This window comes from Streptomyces sp. NPDC044106, assembly GCF_056433985.1.
Genome location: NZ_JBWKFZ010000027.1, coordinates 63,873 through 86,210, shown reverse-complemented (window position 1 = coordinate 86,210; position 22,338 = coordinate 63,873). Strand labels below are relative to the sequence as shown.

The window sequence follows — 22,338 nt, the reverse complement described above, 5'->3', positions numbered from 1 at the left end:
GGTCCCGAAGCCTTCAGTCCGGCGGCAGTCTCTACGGCATGACAGCGCACGCGTACGAGCCGTCCGACGTGGGCGACTCCCACGTATGGAACCGGACCTTCCGGCTCTGGGATGCGTATTTCACCGTGGTGTGGCTGGCCACGCTGGTGTTCGTTCTCGGCACCGCCTCCCCGGGATGGCCCGTCCGTCTCGCCGCCGCCGTGCCGCTTCTGCTGCTCGTCCCCTGGTACGTCGTCTTCGGCCGGCCGGTCCTGATCAGCGAGGGCGCCGACGAACGACGGGCCCGGAGGTACGTCACCGGCACGATCCTGCTCTTCCTGCCGCCGGGAGTGCTGGTCGGGGAGACCCGTCTGATGACCTTCGCGCTCATCCCGATGTGCTTCATCGCGCTGCGCACGCGCCCCGCGCTGGTCGCGGTCGTCGTTCTGAACATCGTGCCGGTGGCGGGCTGGGCGGTGCTGTGGCGACCGACGGCGCAGGACGTCTTCTACAACTCGGTGTTCGCGACGGTCACCCTCGTCTTCTCGGTGGCCGTCGGTGTCTGGACCCTGCGGGTCATCGAGCAGAGCACCGAACGGGCCCGGCTCATCGCCCAGTTGGAGGCCAGCCGCGAGGAGGTCGTCCGGCTCTCTGCCGAGCGCGGCGCGCTGGCCGAGCGAGAGCGGATGTCACGGGAGATCCACGACACCCTCGCGCAGGGCTTCACCAGCGTCCTGATGCTCGTACAGGCCGTCGACGCGGAACTGGCGCGGGACGTGCCCGCGGCCCGCCGCCACCTCGGACTGATGGAGGCCACCGCACGGCAGAGCCTCGACGAGGCGCGGGCCCTGGTCGCCGGTGGCGGCCCGGCCGATCTGGACAGCGGCCCGCTGCCGGACGCCCTGCGCCGCCTCGCCGCCCGCCACGAGGCGTACGTCACCGTCGACGGCGACGTACGGCCGCTGCCGCCCGGCCTGGAGGTGGTCGCCCTGCGCTCCTGCCAGGAAGCCCTCGCCAACGTACGCAAGCATGCGGGCCCCGATGCCTCGGCCGCTGTCACCCTGACGTACGACGACCGCTCGCTCCGGCTTTCGGTGCGTGACGACGGGCGCGGGTTCGATCCCCGCGCACCCTGCCACGGGTACGGCCTGCGCGGGCTGCGGGCGCGGGCCGCCGAGGTCGGCGGCACCGCCGACGTGGTGAGCGGCCCCGGCGAGGGCGCCACCGTCACCGTCCTGCTCCCCTCTCCCGAGAGGAACTCCGCGTGATCCGCATCGTGATCGCCGACGACCATCCCGTCGTACGCGAGGGGTTGTGCGCCATGCTGAGCGCCGAGGCGGACCTCGTTGTCGTCGCGGAGGCGTCGAGCGGCCCGCACGCGGAGGCCCTGGCGGCCGAACTGCGGCCCGACATCGTCCTGATGGACCTGCGCATGCCCGGTGGGGCCGGCGTCGAATCGGTCGAGCGGATGGCGGCCGCGGAGCTGTCGTGCCGGGTCATCGTGCTCACGACGTACGAGACCGACCGCGACATCCTGCGCGCCGTCGAGGCGGGCGCGGCCGGCTATCTGCTCAAGGACCTGGCCCGCGGTGAACTGGCCGACGCGGTACGGGCCGCCGCGCGGGGCGAGACGGTCCTCGCGCCGTCCGTGGCCACCCGGCTCATGGACCAGCTGCGGACCCGTCCCGAGCGGCCCCGGTTGACGGCGCGCGAGACGGCGGTGCTCCGGCACGTCGCCGAGGGCCGTACGAACGCGGAGATCGGGCGGCGTCTGTTCGTCGCCGAGTCGACGGTGAAGACGCACCTGCTGCGGATCTTCCGGAAGTTGGGGGTCGACGACAGGACCGCGGCGGTGACGAGCGCTCTGCGCCTCGGCCTGCTGGACTGAGGGACCTCTGCTGAGGGGCGAGGGCCCGGGGCTCTGCCCCGGACCCCGCTCCTCAAGCGCCGGAGAGGCTTCAGCCGCCGAGCTTCGCCTTCAGGGCCGGCACGATCTCGTCCACCGCGACCGCCTCCTGCTCCCCGGACTCCATGTCCTTGAGCTGGACGACGCCCTCGGCGAGGTCACGCTCACCGGCGACCACGGTGAAGCGCGCGCCGCTGCGGTTCGCGTTCTTCATCGCGCCCTTGAGCCCCTTCCCGCCGTACGAGAAGTCGGCGGCGACCCCGGCCTTGCGCAGCTCCGTCACCTTGGCGAAGAGGATCCGGCGCGCCTCGTCGCCGAGCGGTACCGCGAACACGCTGGTGGCCGCGGGCAGTTCGAGCTCGACGCCCTCCGCCTCCAGGGCCAGCACCGTACGGTCGACGCCGAGCGCCCAGCCGACCGAGGGCAGCGAGGGGCCGCCGATCATCTCGGACAGGCCGTCGTAGCGGCCGCCACCGCCCACCGCGGACTGCGAGCCGAGGCCGTCGTGGACGAACTCGAAGGTCGTGCGGGTGTAGTAGTCCAGGCCGCGGACCAGCTTCTCGTCGTCCTCGAAGGCGACGCCCGCCGCCGTGATCAGCTCACGGACCTGCTCGTGGTACGTCTTGCACGCGTCGCACAGGTAGTCGCGCAGCGAGGGGGCGCCCACCAGCTGCTTCTGGACGTCGGCCCGCTTGTCGTCGAGGACGCGCAGCGGGTTGATGTCGATACGCCGACGTGTCTCCTCGTCCAGGTCGAGCCCGCGCAGGAAGTCCTGCAGCGCGGCCCGGTAGACGGGACGGCACTCCTTGTCGCCGAGCGAGTTGAGCAGGATGCGGAAGTTCCGCAGGCCGAGGGCGCGGTACGCCTGGTCGGCCAGGATGATCAGCTCGGCGTCGAGCGCCGGGTCCTCGGCGCCGATCGCCTCGGCGCCGACCTGGGAGAAGTGCCTGTAGCGGCCCTTCTGGGGGCGCTCGTAGCGGTAGTACGAGCCCGAGTACCAGAGCTTGACGGGGAGGTTGCCTGCCTTGTGGAGGTTGCCCTCGAGGGCGGCGCGCAGCACGGAGGCGGTGCCTTCGGGGCGCAGCGCGAGCTGGTCGCCGCCCTTGGTGGTGAAGGCGTACATCTCCTTGGTGACGATGTCGGTGGACTCACCGACACCGCGCGCGAACAGCTCGACGCTTTCAAAACCTGGCGTCTCGATGTAGCCGTATCCGGAGTCGCGCAGCGGCGCGGCGATCGCCTCGCGCACCGCGAGGAACTTCGCGGAGTCCGGCGGAAGCAGGTCGTACGTGCCCTTGGGGGCCTTGAAGGTGCTCACGGGTTTTCTCGTCACATTCCTCGTCGCGGCGCGGACGTCTGGTCCGCGCTGTGGCCCTGGGAGGCCGCGGCCACCTGCCGCAGATACGGGTTGGTGGCGCGCTCCTGGCCGATGGTCGTCTGGGGGCCGTGGCCGGACAGCACCACGGTCGAGTCGTCGAGCGGCAGGCACACGCGGCCCAGCGAATCGAGGATCTCGGGGTGGCTGCCGCCGGGCAGGTCGGTGCGTCCGATGGAGCCGGCGAAGAGCAGATCGCCCGAGAAGAAGACTGAGGGGATCTCGGCCGTCTCGGGCATCCGGAAGGTCACCGACCCCTTCGTATGGCCCGGCGCGTGCGCGACGGAGAAGTCGAGGCCCGCCAGCTTCAGGGCGGCCCCGTCGGACAGCTCCCGCAGGTCGTCAGGTTCCCCTACCGTCAGCTCGCCCATCAGCGGCATCCCGATGGAGCGGCCGAGGGCCTTCTCGGGGTCGCTCATCATGTACCGGTCGCAGGGGTGGATCCACGCGGGCACGTCGTGCGCTCCGCAGACCGGGACGACCGAGGCGACATGGTCGATGTGGCCGTGGGTGAGGATGACCGCGACGGGCTTGAGCCGATGCTTCGCGAGTGCGTCCTCGACTCCCTGGACGGCCTGGTGGCCCGGGTCGATGATCACGCACTCCTCGCCTGCGGCGGGGGCGACCACATAGCAGTTGGTGCCCCAGGCCCCGGCGGGGAACCCGGCAATGAGCACGATCGTCCTTCATTCGTCGTCCGACGGCGGATGGCCGCGGTTTCCGGCGGGACAACGCGGCAGATCAGAGCCTACCGGCGCTGCCGATTCCACAGCTAACCCATATACGGTACGGGGCACATTCAAGCGGCCCGGAATGGGTCCCAGGGGAAAAGGGGAGAGACCCGGTGGTCAGCAACGAGCAGCGGCGGCGGCAGCTCGCCCGGGAGAAGTTCGCGCGCCAGCAGGAGCGGCGCGAGGCCACGCGGCGCAGGGCCCGGATGCGTAACGCGGTGCTCGCGGGGGCGCTCGCGGTGGTCGTGGCGGCTGGCGCGGTGTCGTACGCGGCGGGCGCCTTCGACGGCGGCGGATCGACGAAGGACGACGCGGCCGCGCGGCCCAGCAGCACGCCGAAGGACCCGTGCGCGAAGGCGGCGCCCGGCAAGGTCAAGCCCCTGAGCTTCAAGAAGGAGCCGGCGCTCACCATCGACAGGTCCGCCGACTACGCGATGCACCTGAAGACGACGTGCGGCGACATCGACCTCGACCTCGACGCGGCGAAGGCCCCGCACACCGTCAACTCCTTCGACTTCCTGGTGAAGAAGGGCTACCTCGACCACACCAAGTGCCACCGCCTCACCTCCGGCGGCCTCTACGTCCTGCAGTGCGGCGACCCGAAGGGCACCGGCGAGGGCGGCCCCGGCTACTCGATCCCCGACGAGAACCTCAAGGACGAGCGGCTGAAGGGGAACGTGTATCCGGCGGGCACGGTCGCCATGGCGAACAAGTACAACGCGCAGAAGAAGCAGGGCCGCGACAGCGGTGGCAGCCAGTTCTTCCTCGTCTACCAGGACAGTCAGCTGCCGCCCGACTACACACCGTTCGGGACCATTTCCGATTCCGGGATGAAGGTTCTCAAGAAGATCGCCGCCGCCGGCGAGAGCAGCGGTCGGGGCAACGGCGCTCCGAACGCGACGGTCGTCATCGACAAGGCCACCATCACGAAATCCTGAGCCCCGGTGGGCAAACTTCGGACGCGCGGGGTGCGGACAGCCGCCCCGCCGGTCGCCTATGTTGGCGGTGACGAAACTGTGGACGATGCCGGGGGCTCCGAGGCCCTGCGCAGGCATCATGTGGAGGAGGCGCTGTGAGCAGCGACCCGTGGGGCCGCGTCGACGAGACGGGGACCGTGTACGTGCGTACGGCCGACGGCGGCGAGCGAGTGGTCGGTTCGTGGCAGGCAGGATCTCCTGATGAGGCCCTCGCCTACTTCGAGCGCAAGTACGACGGTCTGGTCGTCGAGATCGGACTTCTCGAGCGCCGGGTGAAGACGACCGACCTGTCCGCCAAGGACGCCATGACCGCCGTCGAGCACCTGCGTCAGCAGGTGGACGAGGCGCATGCCGTCGGCGATCTGGAGGCCCTGGGCAAGCGGCTCGACAAGCTCGTGGAGAGCGTCGAGTCGCGCCGCGAGGAGCGCAAGGTCCAGAAGGCCAAGCAGTCCGACGAGGCGCGGCACGCCAAGGAGGCCCTGGTCACCGAGGCCGAGGAGCTGGCCCAGAGCGAGCAGTGGCGGGCCGCCGGTGAGCGGCTGCGGGCCCTGGTGGACACCTGGAAGGGGCTGCCGCGCCTGGACCGCAAGTCGGACGACGAGCTGTGGCACCGCTTCTCGCACGCCCGCTCGGCGTTCTCCAAGCGGCGCAAGGCGCACTTCGCGTCGCTCGACGCCCAGCGCGAGGAGGCCCGCAAGACCAAGGAGAAGCTGGTCGCCGAGGCCGAGGCGCTGTCGAGCTCGACGGACTGGGGCCCGACCGCCGCGCGCTACCGCGACCTGATGGCCGACTGGAAGGCGGCGGGCCGCGCCCAGCGTGAGCACGAGGACGACCTGTGGAACCGCTTCCGCGGCGCCCAGGACGTCTTCTTCGCCGCGCGCAGCTCGGTCTTCGCCGAGCGCGACGCCGAGCAGGGCGAGAACCTCAAGCTGAAGGAGGAGCTGGCCGACGAGGCCGAGAAGCTCGTCCCGGTGACGGACCTGAAGGCGGCCCGTGCCGCGTTCCGCTCCATCAACGAGCGCTGGGAGGCCATCGGCCACGTCCCGCGTGACGCCCGCCCGAAGGTCGAGGGCCGGATGCACGCCGTGGAGCGGGCGCTGCAGGAGTCCGAGGAGGCCGAGTGGCGCCGGACGAACCCGGAGGCACGGGCTCGGGCCGAAGGCCTGACCGGTCAGTTGCAGGCCGCCGTCGACAAGCTGGTCGGCCAGATCGAGAAGGCGCGTGCGGCGGGCAACCACGCCAAGGCCGACAAGCTCCAGAAGGAGCTCGACGGCCGCCAGGCGCTGCTGGACCAGGCGCTGAAGGGTCTGCACGAGTTCGGCGGCTGAGCCACGTACCGATCGCGCGAAGGGGCTCCCGTACGTTGGCGTACGGGAGCCCCTTCGCATGGTGCCGGCGTCTCTCCTACGGCCGCCGCGTCGACGTCACGCGGTACACGTCGTACACGCCCTCCACTCCCCTGACCGCCTTGAGCACGTGCCCCAGGTGCTTGGGGTCGCCCATCTCGAAGGTGAAGCGGGAGGTGGCGACGCGGTCGCGCGAGGTCTGCACGGCCGCCGACAGGATGTTCACGTGCTGGTCCGAGAGGATGCGCGTGACGTCGGAGAGGAGACGCGAGCGGTCCAGGGCCTCGACCTGGATGGCGACGAGGAAGACCGAGGACTGGGTGGGAGCCCACTCGACCTCCAGGATGCGCTCCGGTTCGCGCGAGAGCGAGTCCACGTTCACGCAGTCACTGCGGTGAACCGATACGCCGCTGCCCCGCGTGACGAACCCGATGATGGGGTCGCCGGGAACGGGCGTGCAGCAGCGGGCCAGCTTGACCCACACGTCCTCGACGCCCTTGACGACGACGCCCGGGTCCGCGTTGGACCGCCGCTTGCTGCGTCCGCGCGAGGGCGGCGCGCTCTCGGCGATGTCCTCGTTGGCCGCCTCCTCGCCGCCGAGCGCCTGAACGAGCTTCTGCACGACGGACTGTGCGGTGACGTGGCCCTCGCCGATCGCCGCGTAGAGCGAGGAGATGTCGGGGTAGCGCATCTCGTGGGCGAGCGTGACGAGGGAGTCGCCGGTCAGGATGCGCTGGATCGGCAGGTTCTGCTTGCGCATGGCGCGCGCGATGGCGTCCTTGCCCTGCTCGATGGCTTCGTCGCGGCGCTCCTTGGAGAACCAGGCGCGGATCTTGTTGCGCGCCCGCGGCGACTTGACGAAGCCGAGCCAGTCACGGGACGGGCCCGCGCCCGCGGCCTTGGAGGTGAAGACCTCCACCAGGTCGCCGTTGTCCAGGGTCGATTCGAGCGGTACGAGACGGCCGTTGACCCGCGCCCCTATGGTGCGGTGGCCGACCTCGGTGTGCACCGCGTACGAGAAGTCGACGGGGGTGGCGCCCGCCGGAAGCGCTATGACGTCGCCCTTCGGCGTGAACACGAAGACCTCGTTGCGCGAGAGGTCGAAGCGCAGCGATTCGAGGAACTCGCTGGGGTCCTCGGTCTCCTTCTGCCAGTCGAGCAACTGGCGCAGCCACGCCATGTCGTTGAGGTGGTCGTCCTTGCCGCCGGTCTTCTTCGGTACGTCGCTGCGCACCTTGGAGGCGCCGGCCACGGCCTCCTGCTTGTACTTCCAGTGCGCGGCGATGCCGTACTCGGCGCGGCGGTGCATGTCGAAGGTGCGGATCTGGAGCTCGACGGGCTTGCCGTTGGGCCCGATGACCGTCGTGTGCAGCGACTGGTACATGTTGAACTTGGGCATCGCGATGTAGTCCTTGAACCGGCCGGGGACCGGGTTCCATCGCGCGTGGACGGTGCCGAGGGCGGCGTAGCAGTCGCGGACCGTGTCGACAAGTACACGAATCCCCACCAGGTCGTAGATCTCCGCGAAGTCACGGCCCCGGACGATCATCTTCTGGTAGACGCTGTAGTAGTGCTTCGGGCGTCCGGTGACGGTGGCCTTGATGCGGGCGGCCCGCAGGTCGGCCTGGACCTCGTCGGTCACTATGGCGAGGTACTCGTCGCGCTTGGGGGCGCGCTCGGCGACCAGGCGCACGATCTCGTCGTACATCTTGGGATAGAGGATCGCGAAGGCGAGGTCCTCCAGCTCCCACTTGATGGTGTTCATGCCCAGGCGGTGGGCGAGCGGCGCGTAGATCTCCAGGGTCTCGCGCGCCTTCTTCTCCTGCTTCTCGCGCTTGAGGTACCGCATGGTGCGCATGTTGTGCAGGCGGTCGGCGAGCTTGATGACCAGGACGCGGGGGTCCTTGGCCATGGCGACGACCATCTTGCGCACGGTCTCGGCCTGCGCGGCCTCGCCGAACTTGACCTTGTCCAGCTTGGTGACGCCGTCGACGAGCAGCGCGACCTGGTCGCCGAAGTCGCGCTTGAGGGTGTCCAGGCCGTACTCGGTGTCCTCGACGGTGTCGTGCAGGAGCCCCGCCATCAGGGTGGCCGGGTCCATGCCCAGCTCGGCGAGGATCGTCGTCACGGCGAGCGGGTGCGTGATGTACGGGTCGCCACTCTTGCGCTTCTGCCCGCGGTGCCAGCGCTCGGCGACCTGGTAGGCCCGCTCGATCTGGCGCAGCGTCGCCGTCTCGATCTTGGGGTCGTTGCTGCGCACTATCCGCAGCAGGGGCTCCAGGACCGGGTTGTACGGGTTCGAGCGCTGCACGCCGAGGCGGGCGAGGCGGGCCCGTACGCGGTTGGAGGAGCCGGAACGCGAGGGCTGGCCCGTGGCGGGCCGGATCGCGGGAGCCGTCGGGTGGTGGTCCGCGGGCGGCTTCGGGCGGGGCTGCTCGGCCGGTTTGTCGCCCCGGGAGGCCCCTCCCTGGGCGCGCTGCGCGGACGTGCCGCCCTGCGCGCCTTCTGCCTTCTTCACGGGCGCGGCGGAGCCCGCCGAGGCCTGCTGGGCCTTCTGGGCGGCCTTGGCGGCGGTGAGTGGCTGGGACTCGTCTGGCAAGAGCGCTCCCTGTGCGCGATCGGGGTCCCCCGGACAGGCCCCGAAGAACCCATGGTATCGATCCTGGGCCGTCGGTTCGCCTTCGACCGGTGAGACTCCTCCGTACTGGAGAAACGCGAGGGGCGGTCCGGGGATTCCCTCGCGAGTGCCCCCGCTGTCCCCCGGCCGTCCCGCCGCGGCTCTCGGACCTGCGGAGGTGTCCGGCCCCGGACGCGTCCAGAGCGGGAACCGGCCGAACGACGACGGGCGCTCCGGTGGATACCGGAGCGCCCGTCGTGTCGTACCGCGAGCCGCCTCAGACGGTGATCAGCGCCTCGAGCGGCGCCCCGGCGAGGGCGTGCTCCAGCTTCTGCCGACCGTCGAGGAAGCCGAGCTCCATGAGGACCGCGACACCCGCCACCTCGGCGCCCGAGCGGCGGATCAGGTCCAGCGAGGCCGCCGCGGTGCCACCGGTGGCGAGGACGTCGTCGATGACCATGACGCGGTCGCCCGCGGCCAGGTCCTCGGCGTGCACCTCGATCTCGGCGCTGCCGTACTCCAGGTCGTAGCTCTGCCTGAGCGTCGCCCCGGGGAGCTTGCCCGCCTTGCGTACGGGCACGAAGCCGAGCCCCGCACGGACCGCGACCGGGGCGCCCAGGATGAAGCCGCGGGCCTCCAGGCCGACGATCTTCGTGGCGCCGTACCGGACGCTGAGGTCCGCCAGCGTCTCCGTGAGCGCCGCGAACGCGGCGGGGTCGGCCAGCAGCGGGGTGATGTCCTTGAACATCACGCCCGGCTTCGGATAGTCCGGGACGTCGCGGATGCGGCTGCGCAGCAGCTCCGTGACGCCTGCGAGCTCGGTCATCGGCGCTTGCCCGAGGGACGGCCCTTGCCGCGGCTGCGCGACGCGGGCTGCGAGCGGGGGCCGACGACGGCCGGCGCGGCGTCACCGGCCACGTCGTCCCGCGGCTCCTCGTCGTCCGCGGTGGCGGGCGCCTCCGCCGACTCCCCCTTCGCCGCGGCCGCCGCGCGCTTGGCGAGCACCCGCTTCTTGAGGGCCTTCATCTGCGGCTCGCGCTCCTTGAAGTCGGCGACGAGCGGCGTGGCGATGAAGATCGAGGAGTACGCACCGGCCGCGAGGCCGACGAACAGCGACAGCGAGATGTCGTTGAGCATGCCCGCGCCCAGGACACCGCCGCCGATGAACAGCAGGCCCGCCACCGGGAGCAGCGCGACGACCGTGGTGTTGATGGAGCGCACCAGGGTGCCGTTGATGCTGCGGTTGGCGACCTCGCTGTAGGTGTCCCTGGTCTGCTTGGTGATGCCCTTCGACTGCTCCTTCAAGCTGTCGAAGACCACCACCGTGTCGTAGAGCGAGTATCCGAGAATGGTCAGCAGACCGATCACCGTGCCCGGGGTGACCTCGAAGCCGACCAGTGCGTACACGCCCACGGTGATCGTGATGTCGTGGATCAGCGCGATCAGTGCCGCCAGTGCCATGCGCCACTCGAAGGCGATGGCCAGGTAGATCACCACGAGCACCATGAAGATCGCCAGGCCCTGCCAGGCCTTCTTGGCGATCTGCTCGCCCCAGCTGGGGCCCACCAGGTCGGCGCCGATGTTACCGGCCTCGACGTCCAGGTCCTCGGCCAGCGACTTCTTGATCTGGTCGGACTTCTTGATGTCCACGCCCGCGATCTGGATGCGGAGCTTGTCGTCGCCGAGCTTCTGGACGATCGCGTCGTGGCCGGAGGCCTTCTCCGCGGACTCCTCGGCCTTCGAGACCGAGGCGCTGGTCTTCGGGGTGTTGAAGACGGCGCCGCCCTCGAACTCGATGCCCATGTTCAGGCCGCGCACCGCAAGGCCGACGATGGCCGTGATGGTGATCAGTATCGAGATGCCGTACCAGATCTTGCGCTTGCCGACGAAGTCGTAGCCGACCTCACCGCGGTAGAGCCTGGCGCCGAGGCTGCCGAGCTTCGACATCTCACGCCTCCTTCGGGTCGACAGGGCCGGCGGGGGGAGCGGCAGCTCGGCGTGACCGGCGCAGCGGGGGCTTGGCGCCGAGCCGCTCCGGGTCGAGGCCGGACCACTTGTGGCCGTTCGCGAAGAACTTCTTGCGGGCCATGAGCGTCATCAGCGGCTTGGTGAAGAAGAAGACCACGACGACGTCGAGCAGCGTGGTCAGGCCGAGCGTGAACGCGAAGCCCTGCACCTTGCCGACCGTGACGACGAAGAGCACGGCGGCGGCCAGGAACGACACGAAGTCGGAGACCAGGATGGTGCGCCGGGCGCGCGGCCAGCCCCGCTCGACGGCGGGACGCAGCGTGCGGCCCTCGCGGATCTCGTCACGTACGCGTTCGAAGAACACGATGAACGAGTCCGCCGTGATGCCGATCGCGACGATCGCACCACACACCGCGGGCAGGTTGAGCGCGAACTTAATGGTCGGACCGAGCAGCGTCATGATCGTGTACGTCAGCGCCGCGGAGACCAGGAGGCTCGCGATGGCGATGAGCGAGAGGCCGCGGTAGTAGGCCACCAGGTAGATGATGACGAGCGCGAGGCCGATGGCACCGGCGATCAGGCCCGCCTTGAGCTGCTCGCCGCCGAGGGCCGGGCTGACCGTGGTGACGCTCTGCTCGTGGAAGGTGAGCGGCAGGGCGCCGTACGACAGGATGTTGGCGAGGTCCTTGGCGGACGCCTGGGTGAAGCTGCCGGAGATCTCGGCGTTGGTGCTCAGGACCATACTGACGCTGGGCGCCGAAGCGACCTCACCGTCGAGGACGATCCCGAACTGGTTCTGCGGCGACTGCTGCTTCATCAGCTTGCTCGTCACATCGGAGAACTTCTTCGCGCCACCCTTGGTGAACTCCATGTTGACGACCCAGGCACCAGTCTCCTGCTTGATGACCGCCTTGGCGTCATCCACGTCCTTGCCGTTGAGCTCGGCCGGGGCCAGGATGAACTTGTCCCACGTCTTGCCGTCGGGGCTCTTGCCGCAGGCGATGGTGGGCTCGGAGGGCTTGATGCCCCGGCCGGCCGCGGCGCGCGCCTTCTTGTCTGTGCAGTCCAGCTTGGTGAACTGCTCCTGGAGCTTGGCGGTGGCCGGGTCCGGGGTCGGCTTCTTGTCCTGCTTCTTGCCGTCCTCGCCGTCCTTGGCCTTGTCCGAAGGCGTCGGGTCGTCCTTTAGCGCCTCGCTGACGGCACGGCCCTGGGGGGACTGCTTGTCGGTCGGAGAGGTCGCCTTGTCGGTGGCCTTGTCCGTCGCCTTGTCCGTCGCCTTGCCGGTGGGCTTGCCCTTGTCCTTCTCCTTGTCCGTGCCGGACGAGGGGCTGGCGGACGGGTCGGGCGTGGGCTGGCCGGGGGCCTGCGTGATCACCGGACGGAAGTAGAGCTGAGCGGTCGTACCGACCTGCTCCCGCGCCTGCTTCTCGTTCGAACCCTTGGGGATGTTGACGATGATGTTCTTGTCGCCCTGGGTCTGAACCTCGGCCTCGGAGACACCCAGACCATTGACGCGGTTGTTGATGATGTCAACCGCGGTGTTCATGTTGGTCGGGTTGATCGCGTCCTTCTGGCCCGGCTCGTTCTTGGCCTCGAGCGTGATGCTCGTGCCACCGGCGAGGTCGATGCCCAGACGCGGCGTGGTGTGCCCGGAAAGGAACATTCCCCCCGTGAGCGCCACGAGGGCGATCAGGATGAAGACCAGAGAGCGTCCCGGTTTGCCCGGGGCACTCTGCCTTCGGCCCTTCTTCGGTGCTGCCACCTTCTCGTTCTCCCTGTCCAACCGCCCGGCATCCGGTCATCCCCCTTGCGGTACGGGGACGACGTGGGCGGGCGGCCATGAAGTGGTGTCGAGATTCGGCGCGAAATGCACGTGGTCCGGGGCCCGTGGTGCGCGAGCGGTGCACCCCACGGATCCCGGTCGTGACTACTTCGCGTCGGACTCGCCGTCGGTCTTCTTCGGCTCCGCGTCGTCGGCCCCGGCGGGCTCGTCCTTCTTGCCGAGGTCGATGCGCGAGTCGTCGGAAGCGTCGGCGGGCTCGTCGGTCTCGGTCAGGGAGGAGGCGTCGTCGGGCACGACGGGGGCGTCCTCTTTCAGGTCGTCCTCGGTGCCGTGCACGATGCGGTTGTACTCGTCGTCGTCGAGGACGGCGCCGATCGAGTTCTTCGCGTAAACCGCGTGGACACCGGGGGCCACCTCAAGGAGGACGGCTTCGTCGTGAACCTCCTTGACGGTGGCGTACATGCCCCCGATCGTGCGGACGCCGGTGCCGGGCTGCATCTCGTTGCGCATGGACGCGGCAGCCTGCTGCTTCTTCTTCGCAGACCGGGTCATCAGGAACATGGCCCCGATGAGCACGATGAACGGGAGGAGGGTCACGATATTCACGGGACGGAGTTTCCTTCGCACGACCGCGCGGATGGAGCGGCCATTGGGATGGGGGTGGGCACGCCACCCACAAGGGCGGCATCGGCGGAGTCTAAGCGAGTCCGCACCTAACGAACAACGCTCAGCATGGCACCGCAGTTCCTGAGCGGGCGACTATCCGCGCCGTTCCGCTTCGGCCGCGGTCCTGTCTCGTCAATATCACGTCCCGAACAGGTCCTGTTGTCCCTTTCCACCCGTCTGACGCGGGGGAACCAGGCCGAGGTGCGCCCATGCCGCCGGCGTCGCGACCCGGCCGCGCGGGGTGCGGGCGAGCAGTCCCTCCCGTACGAGGAAGGGCTCCGCCACCTCCTCGACCGTCTCGCGCTCCTCCCCCACCGCTACCGCGAGCGTCGACAGGCCGACGGGCCCGCCGCCGAAGAGCTTGAGCAGGGCTTGAAGGACGGCGCGGTCGAGGCGGTCCAGGCCGCGCTCGTCCACCTCGTAGACCGCGAGGGCCGCGTTCGCGATGTCCTTGGAGACCGAGCCGTCGGCCTTGACCTGGGCGTAGTCCCTGACGCGGCGCAGCAGGCGGTTGGCGATACGGGGGGTGCCGCGCGAGCGGCCCGCGATCTCGGCGGCGCCCGCGGTGTCGATCCGCACATCGAGGAGCTGTGCGGAGCGGTGGACCACCCGTTCCAGTTCCACCGGTTCGTAGAACTCCATGTGGGCGGTGAAACCGAAGCGGTCGCGCAGCGGCGGGGGGAGCAGGCCCGCGCGCGTGGTGGCGCCGACGAGGGTGAAGGGCGGCAGTTCGAGGGGGATGGCGGTGGCGCCGGGACCCTTGCCGACGATGACGTCGACGCGGAAGTCCTCCATGGCCATGTAGAGCATCTCCTCGGCGGGCCGCGACATCCGGTGGATCTCGTCGAGGAAGAGGACCTCGCCCTCCTGCAGGGAGGAGAGGATCGCGGCGAGGTCGCCCGCGTGCTGGATGGCGGGGCCGCTGGTGATGCGGATCGGGGCGCCCATCTCGGCGGCGATGATCATCGAGAGGGTGGTCTTGCCGAGGCCGGGGGCGCCGGAGAGCAGCACGTGGTCGGCGGTGGCGCCACGCGCGCGTGCCGCCCGCAGGACGAGGTCGAGCTGCTCACGGACCTTCTCCTGGCCGATGAACTCGCCCAGGTCCTTGGGGCGCAGGGCGGCCTCGACCGCCTGGTCCTCGCCGCCTGCGGCCGAGTCCACCAGCCGCTCCGCGGCGGGCCCCACGAGCCGCTCGGCCGCGTCGGCCGCTTCGTCGGTCGTGTCGTCCCAGTTCATGCGGTGTGCCTCGCGATGCGGTTCAAGGGTTGGTGGCCGGCGGGTGCGTACGGGGGGGGTGGCTAGCGGGTGCGGTTCAGGGTCTGGAGTGCGGCCTTGAGGAGGTGGCCGACCTGCGGGGTGCCCCCGGCCGCCTCGGCCTGCGGGGTGACGGCGGTGACGGCCTCGTCCGCCTCTCTGGTGGCGTACCCGAGGCCGATCAGGGCGGCGTGCAGCTGGTCGCGCCAGCCGGAGGTGACGGCGGTGCCGATGGCGGGTCCGCCGGTGCCGAGCGGCTCGCCGAGGCGGTCCTTGTACTCGAGGAGGAGCTTCTGGGCGCCCTTCTTGCCGATGCCGGGGACGGCGGTGAGCGCCTTCTCGTCGCCGGTGGAGACCGCACGGCGCAGGGCGTCCGGGCTGTGCACGGCGAGCATGGCCAGGGCGAGCCGCGGGCCCACCCCGCTCGCGGTCTGCAGCAGCTCGAAGGTCTGGCGCTCGTCGTCGTCCGCGAAGCCGTACAGGGTGAGGGAGTCCTCCCGGACGACCAGGGAGGTGGCGAGCTTGGCCTGCTGGCCGACGCGGAGCGTGGAGAGCGTGTTCGGCGTGCACTGGACGGCCATGCCGATGCCGCCCACCTCGACCACCGCGGCATCGGGGGCGAGGGCGGCGACGGGGCCGCTGACGAAGGCGATCATGCGGTACGGCCTTTCTGAGCTGCGGAGGTCTTGGCGGCGTGCAGGGCCGCGGCCTGCTGGAGCCGGTTCTGGGCGACGGCCTGCTGGAGGCGGTTCTGCGCGGGGGCGCGCCAGATGTGGCAGATGGCGAGGGCCAGGGCGTCCGCCGCGTCGGCGGGCCTGGGTGGCGCGTCGAGCCGCAGGAGGCGGGTGACCATCGCGCCGACCTGGGCCTTGTCGGCGCGGCCGCTGCCGGTCACGGCGGCCTTGACCTCACTCGGGGTGTGCAGGGCGACGGGGATGCCGCGCCGCGAGGCACACAGCATGGCGACGGCGCTGGCCTGGGCGGTGCCCATCACCGTGCGCACATTGTGCTGGCTGAACACCCGCTCCACGGCGAGGACTTCGGGGCTGTGCTCGTCGAGCCACCGCTCGATGCCCTGCTCGATGGCGACCAGGCGATGGCCCAACTCCGCGTCGGCGGGCGTGCGGACGACACCGACACCGCGCATGGCGAGCGGCCGTCCCGCCACTCCCTCGACGACGCCGACACCACACCGGGTGAGTCCCGGATCGACCCCCAACACGCGCACGTCAGCCCCTCCCATCGCCTTTCCGTGCAGGCTATCGGGTCCCTCTGACAACGCGACGGGCCGACGGGGTGTGTCCCGTCGGCCCGTCCGCAACCGTCGTATCCCGAGAGCCGGGCGCGACGCTTACGCGTCGACCTTGGCCATGACCTCGTCGGAGACGTCGAAGTTGGCGAAGACGTTCTGCACGTCGTCGCTGTCCTCGAGGGCGTCGATCAGCTTGAAGATCTTCCGTGCGCCGTCCTCGTCCAGCTCGACCTGCATGGTCGGGACGAAGTTGGCGTCGGCCGAGTCGTACTCGATGCCGGCGTCCTGGAGCGCGGTGCGGACCGCGACCATGTCGGTGGCCTCGCTGAGCACCTCGAAGGTGTCACCGAGGTCGTTGACCTCCTCGGCGCCCGCGTCGAGGACCGCGCCGAGCACGTCGTCCTCGGACAGCTCGCCCTTGGGGACGATCACGACGCCCTTGCGGTTGAAGAGGTACGAGACGGAGCCCGGGTCGGCCATCGAGCCGCCGTTGCGCGTCATGGCGACACGCACGTCGGAGGCGGCGCGGTTGCGGTTGTCGGTGAGGCACTCGATGAGCACCGCGACACCGTTCGGGCCGTAACCCTCGTACATGATCGTCTCGTAGTCGGCGCCACCGGCCTCGAGACCGGCGCCGCGCTTGACCGCGGAGTCGATGTTCTTGTTCGGGACCGAGCTCTTCTTGGCCTTCTGGATGGCGTCGAAGAGGGTCGGGTTACCGGACACGTCGGCGCCGCCCGTGCGGGCCGCGACCTCGATGTTCTTGATCATCTTCGCGAAGAGCTTGCCGCGCTTGGCGTCGATCACGGCCTTCTTGTGCTTCGTCGTAGCCCATTTAGAGTGGCCGGACATCTGCCTGTCTCCTTCGCGTTACCCAACAACCAGTGAGAACTCTCCCAGACCTTAATGCCCTGGGGTGATCCTCGGAGATCCTACTAGGATCCCGCGCGCGGGTTGCCCCTTGCCATCTCCACGAACAGCGCGTGGACGCGATGGTCCCCGGTCAGTTCGGGGTGGAACGACGTGGCGAGCGCGTTGCCCTGGCGCACGGCGACGATGTGCCCCTCGTGCTCGGCGAGCACCTCGACCTCGGCGCCGACCGACTCGACCCAGGGCGCCCGGATGAAGACGCCCTCCACGGGGGCTCCCTCGACGCCCTTGACGTCCACGGCCGCCTCGAACGACTCGTTCTGCCGGCCGAAGGCGTTACGCCGCACGATCATGTCGATGCCGCCCACCGTCTCCTGGCCCGAGCGCGGGTCGAGGATCTTGTCGGCGAGCATGATCATGCCCGCGCAGCTGCCGTAGACGGGCAGGCCGTCACGCACGCGCGCGCGAAGGGGCTCCATCAGGCCGAAGAGAGTGGCCAGTTTGGAGATGGTGGTGGACTCGCCGCCGGGGATGACCAGGCCGTCGACCTCGGCGAGCTCCTCGGGGCGCCGGACCGGCCTGGCCACGGCGTCCGCCGAGGCCAGGGCGATCAGATGCTCCCGTACGTCCCCCTGAAGGGCGAGGACGCCCACTACGGGAGTGGTCATCACCAGCCTCGGTTCGCGTAGCGCTCGGTCTCCGGCAGGGTGTCGCAGTTGATGCCGACCATGGCCTCGCCGAGGTTGCGGGAGGCGTCCGCGATGATCTTCGGGTCGTCGAAGAAGGTGGTGGCCTTCACGATGGCGGCGGCGCGCGCGGCCGGGTCGCCGGACTTGAAGATGCCGGAGCCGACGAAGACGCCCTCGGCGCCGAGCTGGCGCATCAGGGCGGCGTCGGCCGGGGTGGCGACGCCACCGGCGGAGAAGAGCACGACCGGCAGCTTGCCGAGCTCGGCGGTCTCCTTGACCAGCTCGTACGGGGCGCGGAGCTCCTTGGCCGCGGCGTACAGCTCGTTGTTGTCGAAGCCGCGCAGCTTGGCGATCTCGTTCTTGATCTGGCGCAGGTGGCGGACGGCCTCGACGACGTTGCCGGTCCCGGCCTCGCCCTTGGAGCGGATCATGGCCGCGCCCTCGGCGATGCGGCGCAGGGCCTCGCCGAGGTTGGTGGCGCCACAGACGAACGGGGTCGTGAACGCGAACTTGTCGCTGTGGTTGACCTCGTCGGCCGGGGTCAGGACCTCGGACTCGTCGATGTAGTCGACGCCGAGCGACTGCAGTACCTGGGCCTCGACGAAGTGGCCGATGCGGGACTTGGCCATGACGGGGATGGAGACGGCCTCGATGATCTCTTCGATCATGTTCGGGTCGGACATCCGGGCCACGCCGCCGTCCTTGCGGATGTCGGCGGGCACCCGCTCCAGCGCCATGACGGCGACCGCGCCCGCGTCCTCGGCTATCTTCGCCTGCTCGGCGTTGACGACGTCCATGATCACGCCGCCCTTGAGCTGCTCGGCCATGCCGCGCTTCACGCGGGCGGTGCCGATCTCGGGCGTCTGGGTGCTGCTGGCAGGGGTGCTGGACACGGGGTTGACCTCACTCGAGGGAGACGGCTTCTGCGTCTACGAGGAAACGCCCGGGCACCAGGCCACAGCAAGGGCCAATGGGTGACCGGTGGCTCATTTTCCCGGGACGTGCCTGGTCAGGCCGTGTCACCCGGGCATACGCGCGCTACCCGGTGGCCCGGTCCGCCAGGGCCACCGGCGGCTCGTCGTCCATCTCGAACGCCAACGGGAAGGGCGCGTGCCCGGCCAGCCGGAACCAGCGGACCGTGCGGTGGCGGCGCAGGGCGCGGGCGGCGCGCACGGCGTCGTTGTGGAAGCGCCGGGCCATCGGCACGCGGCGTACGGCGGCGGCCAGCTCGGTGGCCGCCTCGTCGCCGCCGGGGGCCTCGCGCACCGCCTCCACCTGCTGGACCTCACCGAAGATCGCGCGCAGCGCCTGGCTGAGCTCACTCTCGGCGACCTCGCGCTGCTCCTCCTCCGCCTGGCGGGCCGCGTGGGCCGCCTCGTAGAGCACGATCGAGGCGGCGGGATCGAGGACGCCGGAGGTGGCCAGCTCCTGGGCGACCGAGGCGCGGCGCAGCAGTTGTGCGTCCAGGGCGGCGCGGGCCGCGTCGATGCGGGCGTGCAGGCGGTCGAGGCGGCCGGCGGTCCAGCTCAGGTAGAGGCCGATCGCCAGGAGGGCGACGGCGATCCAGATCAGGGTGGAGGTCACGGTGCGCAACGCTACTTGTTTCTGGCGGGGCGCCTTGGGCGGGGGCTGGGCTCGGTTGTGGTTCCGCCGGCGTCCCAGGGGCTCTGCCCCCGGACCCCCTTGTCGCGCTCCGCGCTCGTCCTCAAACGCCGGACGGGCTGGAACCTCACCTCACCCCACCGCGCTCCGCGCTCGTCCTCAAACGCCGGACGGGCTGGAACCCCGCGCTCGTCCGTAAGAGCCTGTGTCATATCCCCGGTCGGATCAGTGGGCGTCGTCTGGTGCGTGCGATCGCAAGGCGCCGGGAAGTCCTCGGTGGGGGTCCCCCCGGGCCGTTCAGGCCTGGGGGAGGAGCTACTAGGGCTTTTCGGCAACGCGGCGAGCGTGCGTGCCAGGCGGCGACCACCCGGCCGGGGATATGACACAGGCTCTAAGCGCCGGGCCGGTTGCGGGCCGCGCGCGCCTGCCGGGCCAGGGGCCGGGCTCAGCCCTTCTGCGCCAGTCCGAACCTCGCCCGCAGCCCCACCCGTTCGTCCTCCGCCACCGATGCCGCGCCGTCCGTCACCGTTTCGTATACCGCGAGGATGTCTGCGCCCACCGTTGACCAGTCGAAGCGGCGTACGTGGGCGCTGCCGCGGTCGCGCAGGCCCTCGCGGCGTTCGGGGTCGGCGAGGAGGCGCACCGCCGACTTGGCGAGGGATTCGGCGTCCTCGTTGGTGAAGAGGTCGCCGGCCGCGCCCTGGTCGAGGACCTGGGTGAAGGCGTCCAGGTCGCTGGCGAGTACGGGGGCGCCCGCGGACATCGCCTCGACGAGGATGATGCCGAAGCTCTCGCCGCCGGTGTTCGGTGCGACGTACAGGTCGACGCTGCGCAGCAGCCGCGCCTTCTCCTCGTCGCTGACCATGCCGAGGAACTCCACCCGGGAGCGCAGATCGGCCGGGAGCGAGGCGACCGCCTCCTCCTCGTCGCCGCGGCCCGCGACGAGCAGGCGGGCGCCGGGGCGCTCGGCGAAGATCTGCGGGAGCGCCTTCATGAGTACCGGCAGGCCCTTGCGGGGCTCGTCGATGCGTCCGATGAAGCCGATCGTCTCCCCCTGCCACTCCGGCTTGGGCTCGGCCTTGGCGAAGAAGTCGACGTCGACGCCGTTCGGGATGACGACCGCGTCGCCGCCGAGGTGTTCGACGAGCGTGCGGCGCGCGTACTCGCTGACCGCGATGCGCGCGCTGATCTTCTCCAGGGCGGGCTGCAGGATCGGGTAGGCGGCGATCATCGCCCGGGAGCGGGGGTTGGAGGTGTGGAACGTCGCGACGATCGGGCCCTGCGCGGCCCAGCAGCTGAGCAGGCCGAGGGAGGGCGAGGCCGGCTCGTGGATGTGGATGACGTCGAAGGTGCCCTCGTGCAGCCAGCGGCGGACCCGCGCGGCCGAGAGGAAGCCGAAGTTGAGCCGGGCCACCGAGCCGTTGTACGGGACGGGGACGGCCCGGCCCGCCGACACGACGTACGGCGGGAGGGGGGTCTCGTCGTCGGCCGGGGCGAGGACGGAGACCTCGTGCCCGAGGCGGATGAGGTGCTCCGCCAGATCGCGGATGTGGAACTGGACGCCGCCCGGCACGTCCCAGGAGTAGGGGCAGACGATGCCGATTTTCACGAACGCTCCCCCGCCGGGTCCTCGGCGGTGCGGGGCTCCAGGTCGTCGATCCACAGTCGCTGCAGCATGTGCCAGTCCTCCGGGTGGTCGGCGATGCCGGTGGCGAAGGCGTCGGCCAGCGCCTGCGTCATGACGGACGTCTTCTCGGCCCGGGTACCTGTCTCGGGGACCTCGACTGGCGGGTGGACCCGGCCCTTCATGACGGGTGTTCCGTCATACCAGAGGGTGACGGGCAGCAGGAGCGCCCCGGTCTGCTGGGCGAGCATCGCCGGGCCCGCGGGCATGCGGGCGGTGTCTCCGAAGAACTTCACCTCGACCCCGGAGGCCGACAGGTCGCGGTCCGCGACGAGGCAGACGAGGCCGCCTGCGCGCAGCCGCCTGGCCAGCGTGCCGAAGGCGGAGCCGCCCGTGTGCGGCAGGACCTCCATGCCGAGGCTCTCGCGGTAGGCGACGAAGCGGTCGTACAGCGTCTCGGGCTTCAGACGCTCGGCGACGGTGGTGAAGGGCGTGTCCAGTTCGGTGGTGACCCAGGCGCCCGCGAGGTCCCAGTTGCCCAGGTGCGGCAGTGCGAGGACGACACCCTTGCCCGCGGCGAGGCCGTCGGTGAGGTGGTGGACGTCCCTGACGTCGAAGCCCTTCGCGATGCGGTCCCTGCTCCAGGACGGGAGGCGGAAGGACTCCATCCAGTAGCGCAGGTAGGAGCGCATGCCCGCCCTGGAGAGCTCGGCGAGCCGCCCCGGGCCCGCGTCGGGCACCACGCGCGCGAGGTTGGACTCCAGACGCAGCACGCCCTTGCCGCGGCGCTTCCAGACCGTGTCGGCGATGGTCCTGCCGAGCCGTTCGGCGACCGGCTCGGGGAGCTTCTTGACGGTGCTCCAGCCGAGCCCGTACAACGCGTCGGTGAGTCGGTCCTTCACTGCGCGGCCTCACTCTCCTGCGCCCCGGGGCCCGCGGCGGCGTCCGCCTCCGCGGACTCGCGGCGCACGGTCACGACACGCTGGACGAGGGTCACCATGCTGCCGGCCGCGACGATCCACAGGGCGATGGGCAGCAGGATCTGAATGCCGGGGACACCGAACTTGTGCAGGCCCGCGAGGCCCGCGGCGACCAGGGAGATCACCAGGCGTTCGGCGCGCTCCACCAGGCCGTTGACGGCGACGGGCAGGCCGATGGCCTCACCGCGTGCCTTCGTGTACGAGACCACCTGGCCGCTCGCCAGACAGAAGATGGAGACGGCGCAGAGGATGTTGTCGTCGCCGGATCCGGCGTACCAGAGGGCGAGGCCCCCGAAGATCGCGCTGTCGGCCACCCGGTCGAGCGTCGAGTCGAGGAAGGCGCCCCAGCGGCTGGAGCGGCCCAGCTGGCGGGCCATGTTGCCGTCGACCAGGTCCGAGAAGACGAACAGCGTGATGACGATCGTTCCCCAGAAGAACTCTCCCCGGGGGAAGAAGACCAGCGCTCCCGCCACCACACCGGCGGTGCCGATGAAGGTGACCGCGTCGGGGCTGACCCCGCGGCGGATGAGAAACGCGGCGAACGGCGTGAGGACACGCGTGAAGAATGCACGCGCGTACTTGTTCAGCATGGCCTTCCCGAGGGTTCGGTGCGCCGCGCGGCCCCGTTGACCACCGGCTGGCCCATCGTAGTCACGCGGTTGACGGACCGGCTCGCCCCCTCACGATCGCGTACGACGTATGGACGCAGAGTGACCCGG

At 70.4% G+C, this 22,338-nt stretch carries 21 protein-coding genes; 4 read left to right on the top strand and 17 right to left on the bottom strand.

Features of this window, described 5'->3' with window-relative positions; translation table 11 throughout:
* Positions 1-38: 38 nt before the first annotated feature.
* Together AC07DI_RS34565 and AC07DI_RS34560 are read left to right on the top strand one after the other, a co-directional pair.
* Positions 39-1,247 (top strand): sensor histidine kinase, encoded by a 1,209-nt coding sequence (locus AC07DI_RS34565; RefSeq protein ID WP_478908605.1) that lies wholly within the window; start codon positions 39-41, stop codon positions 1,245-1,247.
* On the top strand, positions 1,244-1,867 hold the full coding sequence (locus tag AC07DI_RS34560; RefSeq protein WP_478908603.1) for a response regulator: 624 nt from the start codon (positions 1,244-1,246) through the stop codon (positions 1,865-1,867). Before AC07DI_RS34565 ends, AC07DI_RS34560 begins: the two co-directional genes overlap by 4 nt.
* A 70-nt stretch (positions 1,868-1,937) precedes the next feature.
* Here AC07DI_RS34560 and hisS read toward each other — a convergent pair whose 3' ends face one another.
* Together hisS and AC07DI_RS34550 are read right to left on the bottom strand one after the other, a co-directional pair.
* A complete protein-coding gene (gene hisS, locus AC07DI_RS34555; protein WP_478908601.1) occupies positions 1,938-3,203 on the bottom strand; it encodes a histidine--tRNA ligase in 1,266 nt (421 codons plus the stop codon).
* A gap of 11 nt (positions 3,204-3,214) precedes the next feature.
* Entirely contained in the window at positions 3,215-3,937 is a 723-nt protein-coding gene (locus AC07DI_RS34550) for an MBL fold metallo-hydrolase (RefSeq protein ID WP_478908599.1), read from the bottom strand.
* Positions 3,938-4,104: 167 nt separating this feature from the next.
* Between AC07DI_RS34550 and AC07DI_RS34545 the strand changes: the two genes are divergently transcribed.
* On the top strand, positions 4,105-4,929 hold the full coding sequence (locus tag AC07DI_RS34545; protein WP_478908597.1) for a peptidylprolyl isomerase: 825 nt from the start codon (positions 4,105-4,107) through the stop codon (positions 4,927-4,929).
* Positions 4,930-5,063: 134 nt separating this feature from the next.
* Complete coding sequence (locus AC07DI_RS34540; RefSeq protein ID WP_478908595.1) at positions 5,064-6,296, top strand: DUF349 domain-containing protein; 1,233 nt, start codon at positions 5,064-5,066, stop codon at positions 6,294-6,296.
* A 76-nt stretch (positions 6,297-6,372) separates the two neighbouring features.
* On the opposite strand, the gene AC07DI_RS34535 is transcribed toward AC07DI_RS34540, so the two are convergent.
* The 15 genes from AC07DI_RS34535 to pgsA all read right to left on the bottom strand — a co-directional run bounded on the left by AC07DI_RS34535 (position 6,373) and on the right by pgsA (position 22,209).
* Entirely contained in the window at positions 6,373-8,913 is a 2,541-nt protein-coding gene (locus AC07DI_RS34535) for a RelA/SpoT family protein (protein WP_384262149.1), read from the bottom strand.
* Between the two features lie 295 nt (positions 8,914-9,208).
* On the bottom strand, positions 9,209-9,757 hold the full coding sequence (locus AC07DI_RS34530) for an adenine phosphoribosyltransferase (RefSeq protein WP_478908592.1): 549 nt from the start codon (positions 9,755-9,757) through the stop codon (positions 9,209-9,211).
* Positions 9,754-10,878 carry a protein translocase subunit SecF gene (gene secF / locus AC07DI_RS34525; RefSeq protein ID WP_384262155.1) on the bottom strand — a complete coding sequence of 375 codons (1,125 nt, stop codon included), beginning with the start codon at positions 10,876-10,878 and terminating at the stop codon, positions 9,754-9,756. Before secF ends, AC07DI_RS34530 begins: the two co-directional genes overlap by 4 nt.
* Position 10,879: 1 nt before the next feature.
* Positions 10,880-12,661 (bottom strand): protein translocase subunit SecD, encoded by a 1,782-nt coding sequence (gene secD, locus AC07DI_RS34520; protein WP_478908590.1) that lies wholly within the window; start codon positions 12,659-12,661, stop codon positions 10,880-10,882.
* Between the two features lie 165 nt (positions 12,662-12,826).
* Positions 12,827-13,288: a preprotein translocase subunit YajC gene (yajC, locus tag AC07DI_RS34515; protein WP_384262161.1), complete on the bottom strand. Its 462-nt coding sequence runs from the start codon at positions 13,286-13,288 to the stop codon at positions 12,827-12,829.
* 198 nt (positions 13,289-13,486) lie between these two features.
* Positions 13,487-14,584, bottom strand: coding sequence for a Holliday junction branch migration DNA helicase RuvB (gene ruvB, locus AC07DI_RS34510; RefSeq protein WP_384262163.1), 1,098 nt, complete (start codon positions 14,582-14,584; stop codon positions 13,487-13,489).
* Positions 14,585-14,646: 62 nt separating this feature from the next.
* The gene (ruvA, locus tag AC07DI_RS34505; protein ID WP_384262165.1) at positions 14,647-15,258 is read right to left on the bottom strand and encodes a Holliday junction branch migration protein RuvA; all 612 of its coding nucleotides are present in this window, start codon (positions 15,256-15,258) and stop codon (positions 14,647-14,649) included.
* Positions 15,255-15,830 carry a crossover junction endodeoxyribonuclease RuvC gene (gene ruvC / locus AC07DI_RS34500; RefSeq protein WP_478908589.1) on the bottom strand — a complete coding sequence of 192 codons (576 nt, stop codon included), beginning with the start codon at positions 15,828-15,830 and terminating at the stop codon, positions 15,255-15,257. The genes ruvA and ruvC overlap by 4 nt, the downstream gene beginning before the upstream one ends.
* 123 nt (positions 15,831-15,953) lie before the next feature.
* The gene (locus AC07DI_RS34495; protein ID WP_478908587.1) at positions 15,954-16,706 is read right to left on the bottom strand and encodes a YebC/PmpR family DNA-binding transcriptional regulator; all 753 of its coding nucleotides are present in this window, start codon (positions 16,704-16,706) and stop codon (positions 15,954-15,956) included.
* An 83-nt stretch (positions 16,707-16,789) separates the two neighbouring features.
* Positions 16,790-17,392: a pyridoxal 5'-phosphate synthase glutaminase subunit PdxT gene (gene pdxT, locus AC07DI_RS34490; protein WP_478908585.1), complete on the bottom strand. Its 603-nt coding sequence runs from the start codon at positions 17,390-17,392 to the stop codon at positions 16,790-16,792.
* Positions 17,392-18,306 (bottom strand): pyridoxal 5'-phosphate synthase lyase subunit PdxS, encoded by a 915-nt coding sequence (pdxS, locus tag AC07DI_RS34485; RefSeq protein WP_384262175.1) that lies wholly within the window; start codon positions 18,304-18,306, stop codon positions 17,392-17,394. The genes pdxT and pdxS overlap by 1 nt, the downstream gene beginning before the upstream one ends.
* Positions 18,307-18,451: 145 nt before the next feature.
* On the bottom strand, positions 18,452-18,997 hold the full coding sequence (locus tag AC07DI_RS34480) for a LemA family protein (RefSeq protein WP_384262176.1): 546 nt from the start codon (positions 18,995-18,997) through the stop codon (positions 18,452-18,454).
* A gap of 463 nt (positions 18,998-19,460) precedes the next feature.
* Entirely contained in the window at positions 19,461-20,624 is a 1,164-nt protein-coding gene (locus AC07DI_RS34475) for a glycosyltransferase family 4 protein (RefSeq protein WP_478908582.1), read from the bottom strand.
* Entirely contained in the window at positions 20,621-21,541 is a 921-nt protein-coding gene (locus AC07DI_RS34470) for a phosphatidylinositol mannoside acyltransferase (RefSeq protein ID WP_478908580.1), read from the bottom strand. The genes AC07DI_RS34475 and AC07DI_RS34470 overlap by 4 nt, the downstream gene beginning before the upstream one ends.
* Positions 21,538-22,209, bottom strand: a complete 672-nt coding sequence (pgsA, locus tag AC07DI_RS34465; protein WP_478908579.1) for a phosphatidylinositol phosphate synthase — start codon at positions 22,207-22,209, stop codon at positions 21,538-21,540. The genes AC07DI_RS34470 and pgsA overlap by 4 nt, the downstream gene beginning before the upstream one ends.
* Positions 22,210-22,338: the final 129 nt, after the last annotated feature.

What these genes read in the sequence shown, in the direction of transcription:
- AC07DI_RS34565 (WP_478908605.1), top strand. Translation starts at nt 39, where the DNA reads ATGACAGCGCACGCGTACGAGCCGTCCGACGTGGGCGACTCCCACGTA.
- AC07DI_RS34530 (WP_478908592.1), bottom strand. Translation starts at nt 9,757, where the DNA reads ATGACCGAGCTCGCAGGCGTCACGGAGCTGCTGCGCAGCCGCATCCGC.
- secF (WP_384262155.1), bottom strand. Translation starts at nt 10,878, where the DNA reads ATGTCGAAGCTCGGCAGCCTCGGCGCCAGGCTCTACCGCGGTGAGGTC.
- ruvB (WP_384262163.1), bottom strand. Translation starts at nt 14,584, where the DNA reads ATGAACTGGGACGACACGACCGACGAAGCGGCCGACGCGGCCGAGCGG.
- ruvA (WP_384262165.1), bottom strand. Translation starts at nt 15,258, where the DNA reads ATGATCGCCTTCGTCAGCGGCCCCGTCGCCGCCCTCGCCCCCGATGCC.
- AC07DI_RS34495 (WP_478908587.1), bottom strand. Translation starts at nt 16,706, where the DNA reads ATGTCCGGCCACTCTAAATGGGCTACGACGAAGCACAAGAAGGCCGTG.
- pdxT (WP_478908585.1), bottom strand. Translation starts at nt 17,392, where the DNA reads ATGACCACTCCCGTAGTGGGCGTCCTCGCCCTTCAGGGGGACGTACGG.
- pgsA (WP_478908579.1), bottom strand. Translation starts at nt 22,209, where the DNA reads ATGCTGAACAAGTACGCGCGTGCATTCTTCACGCGTGTCCTCACGCCG.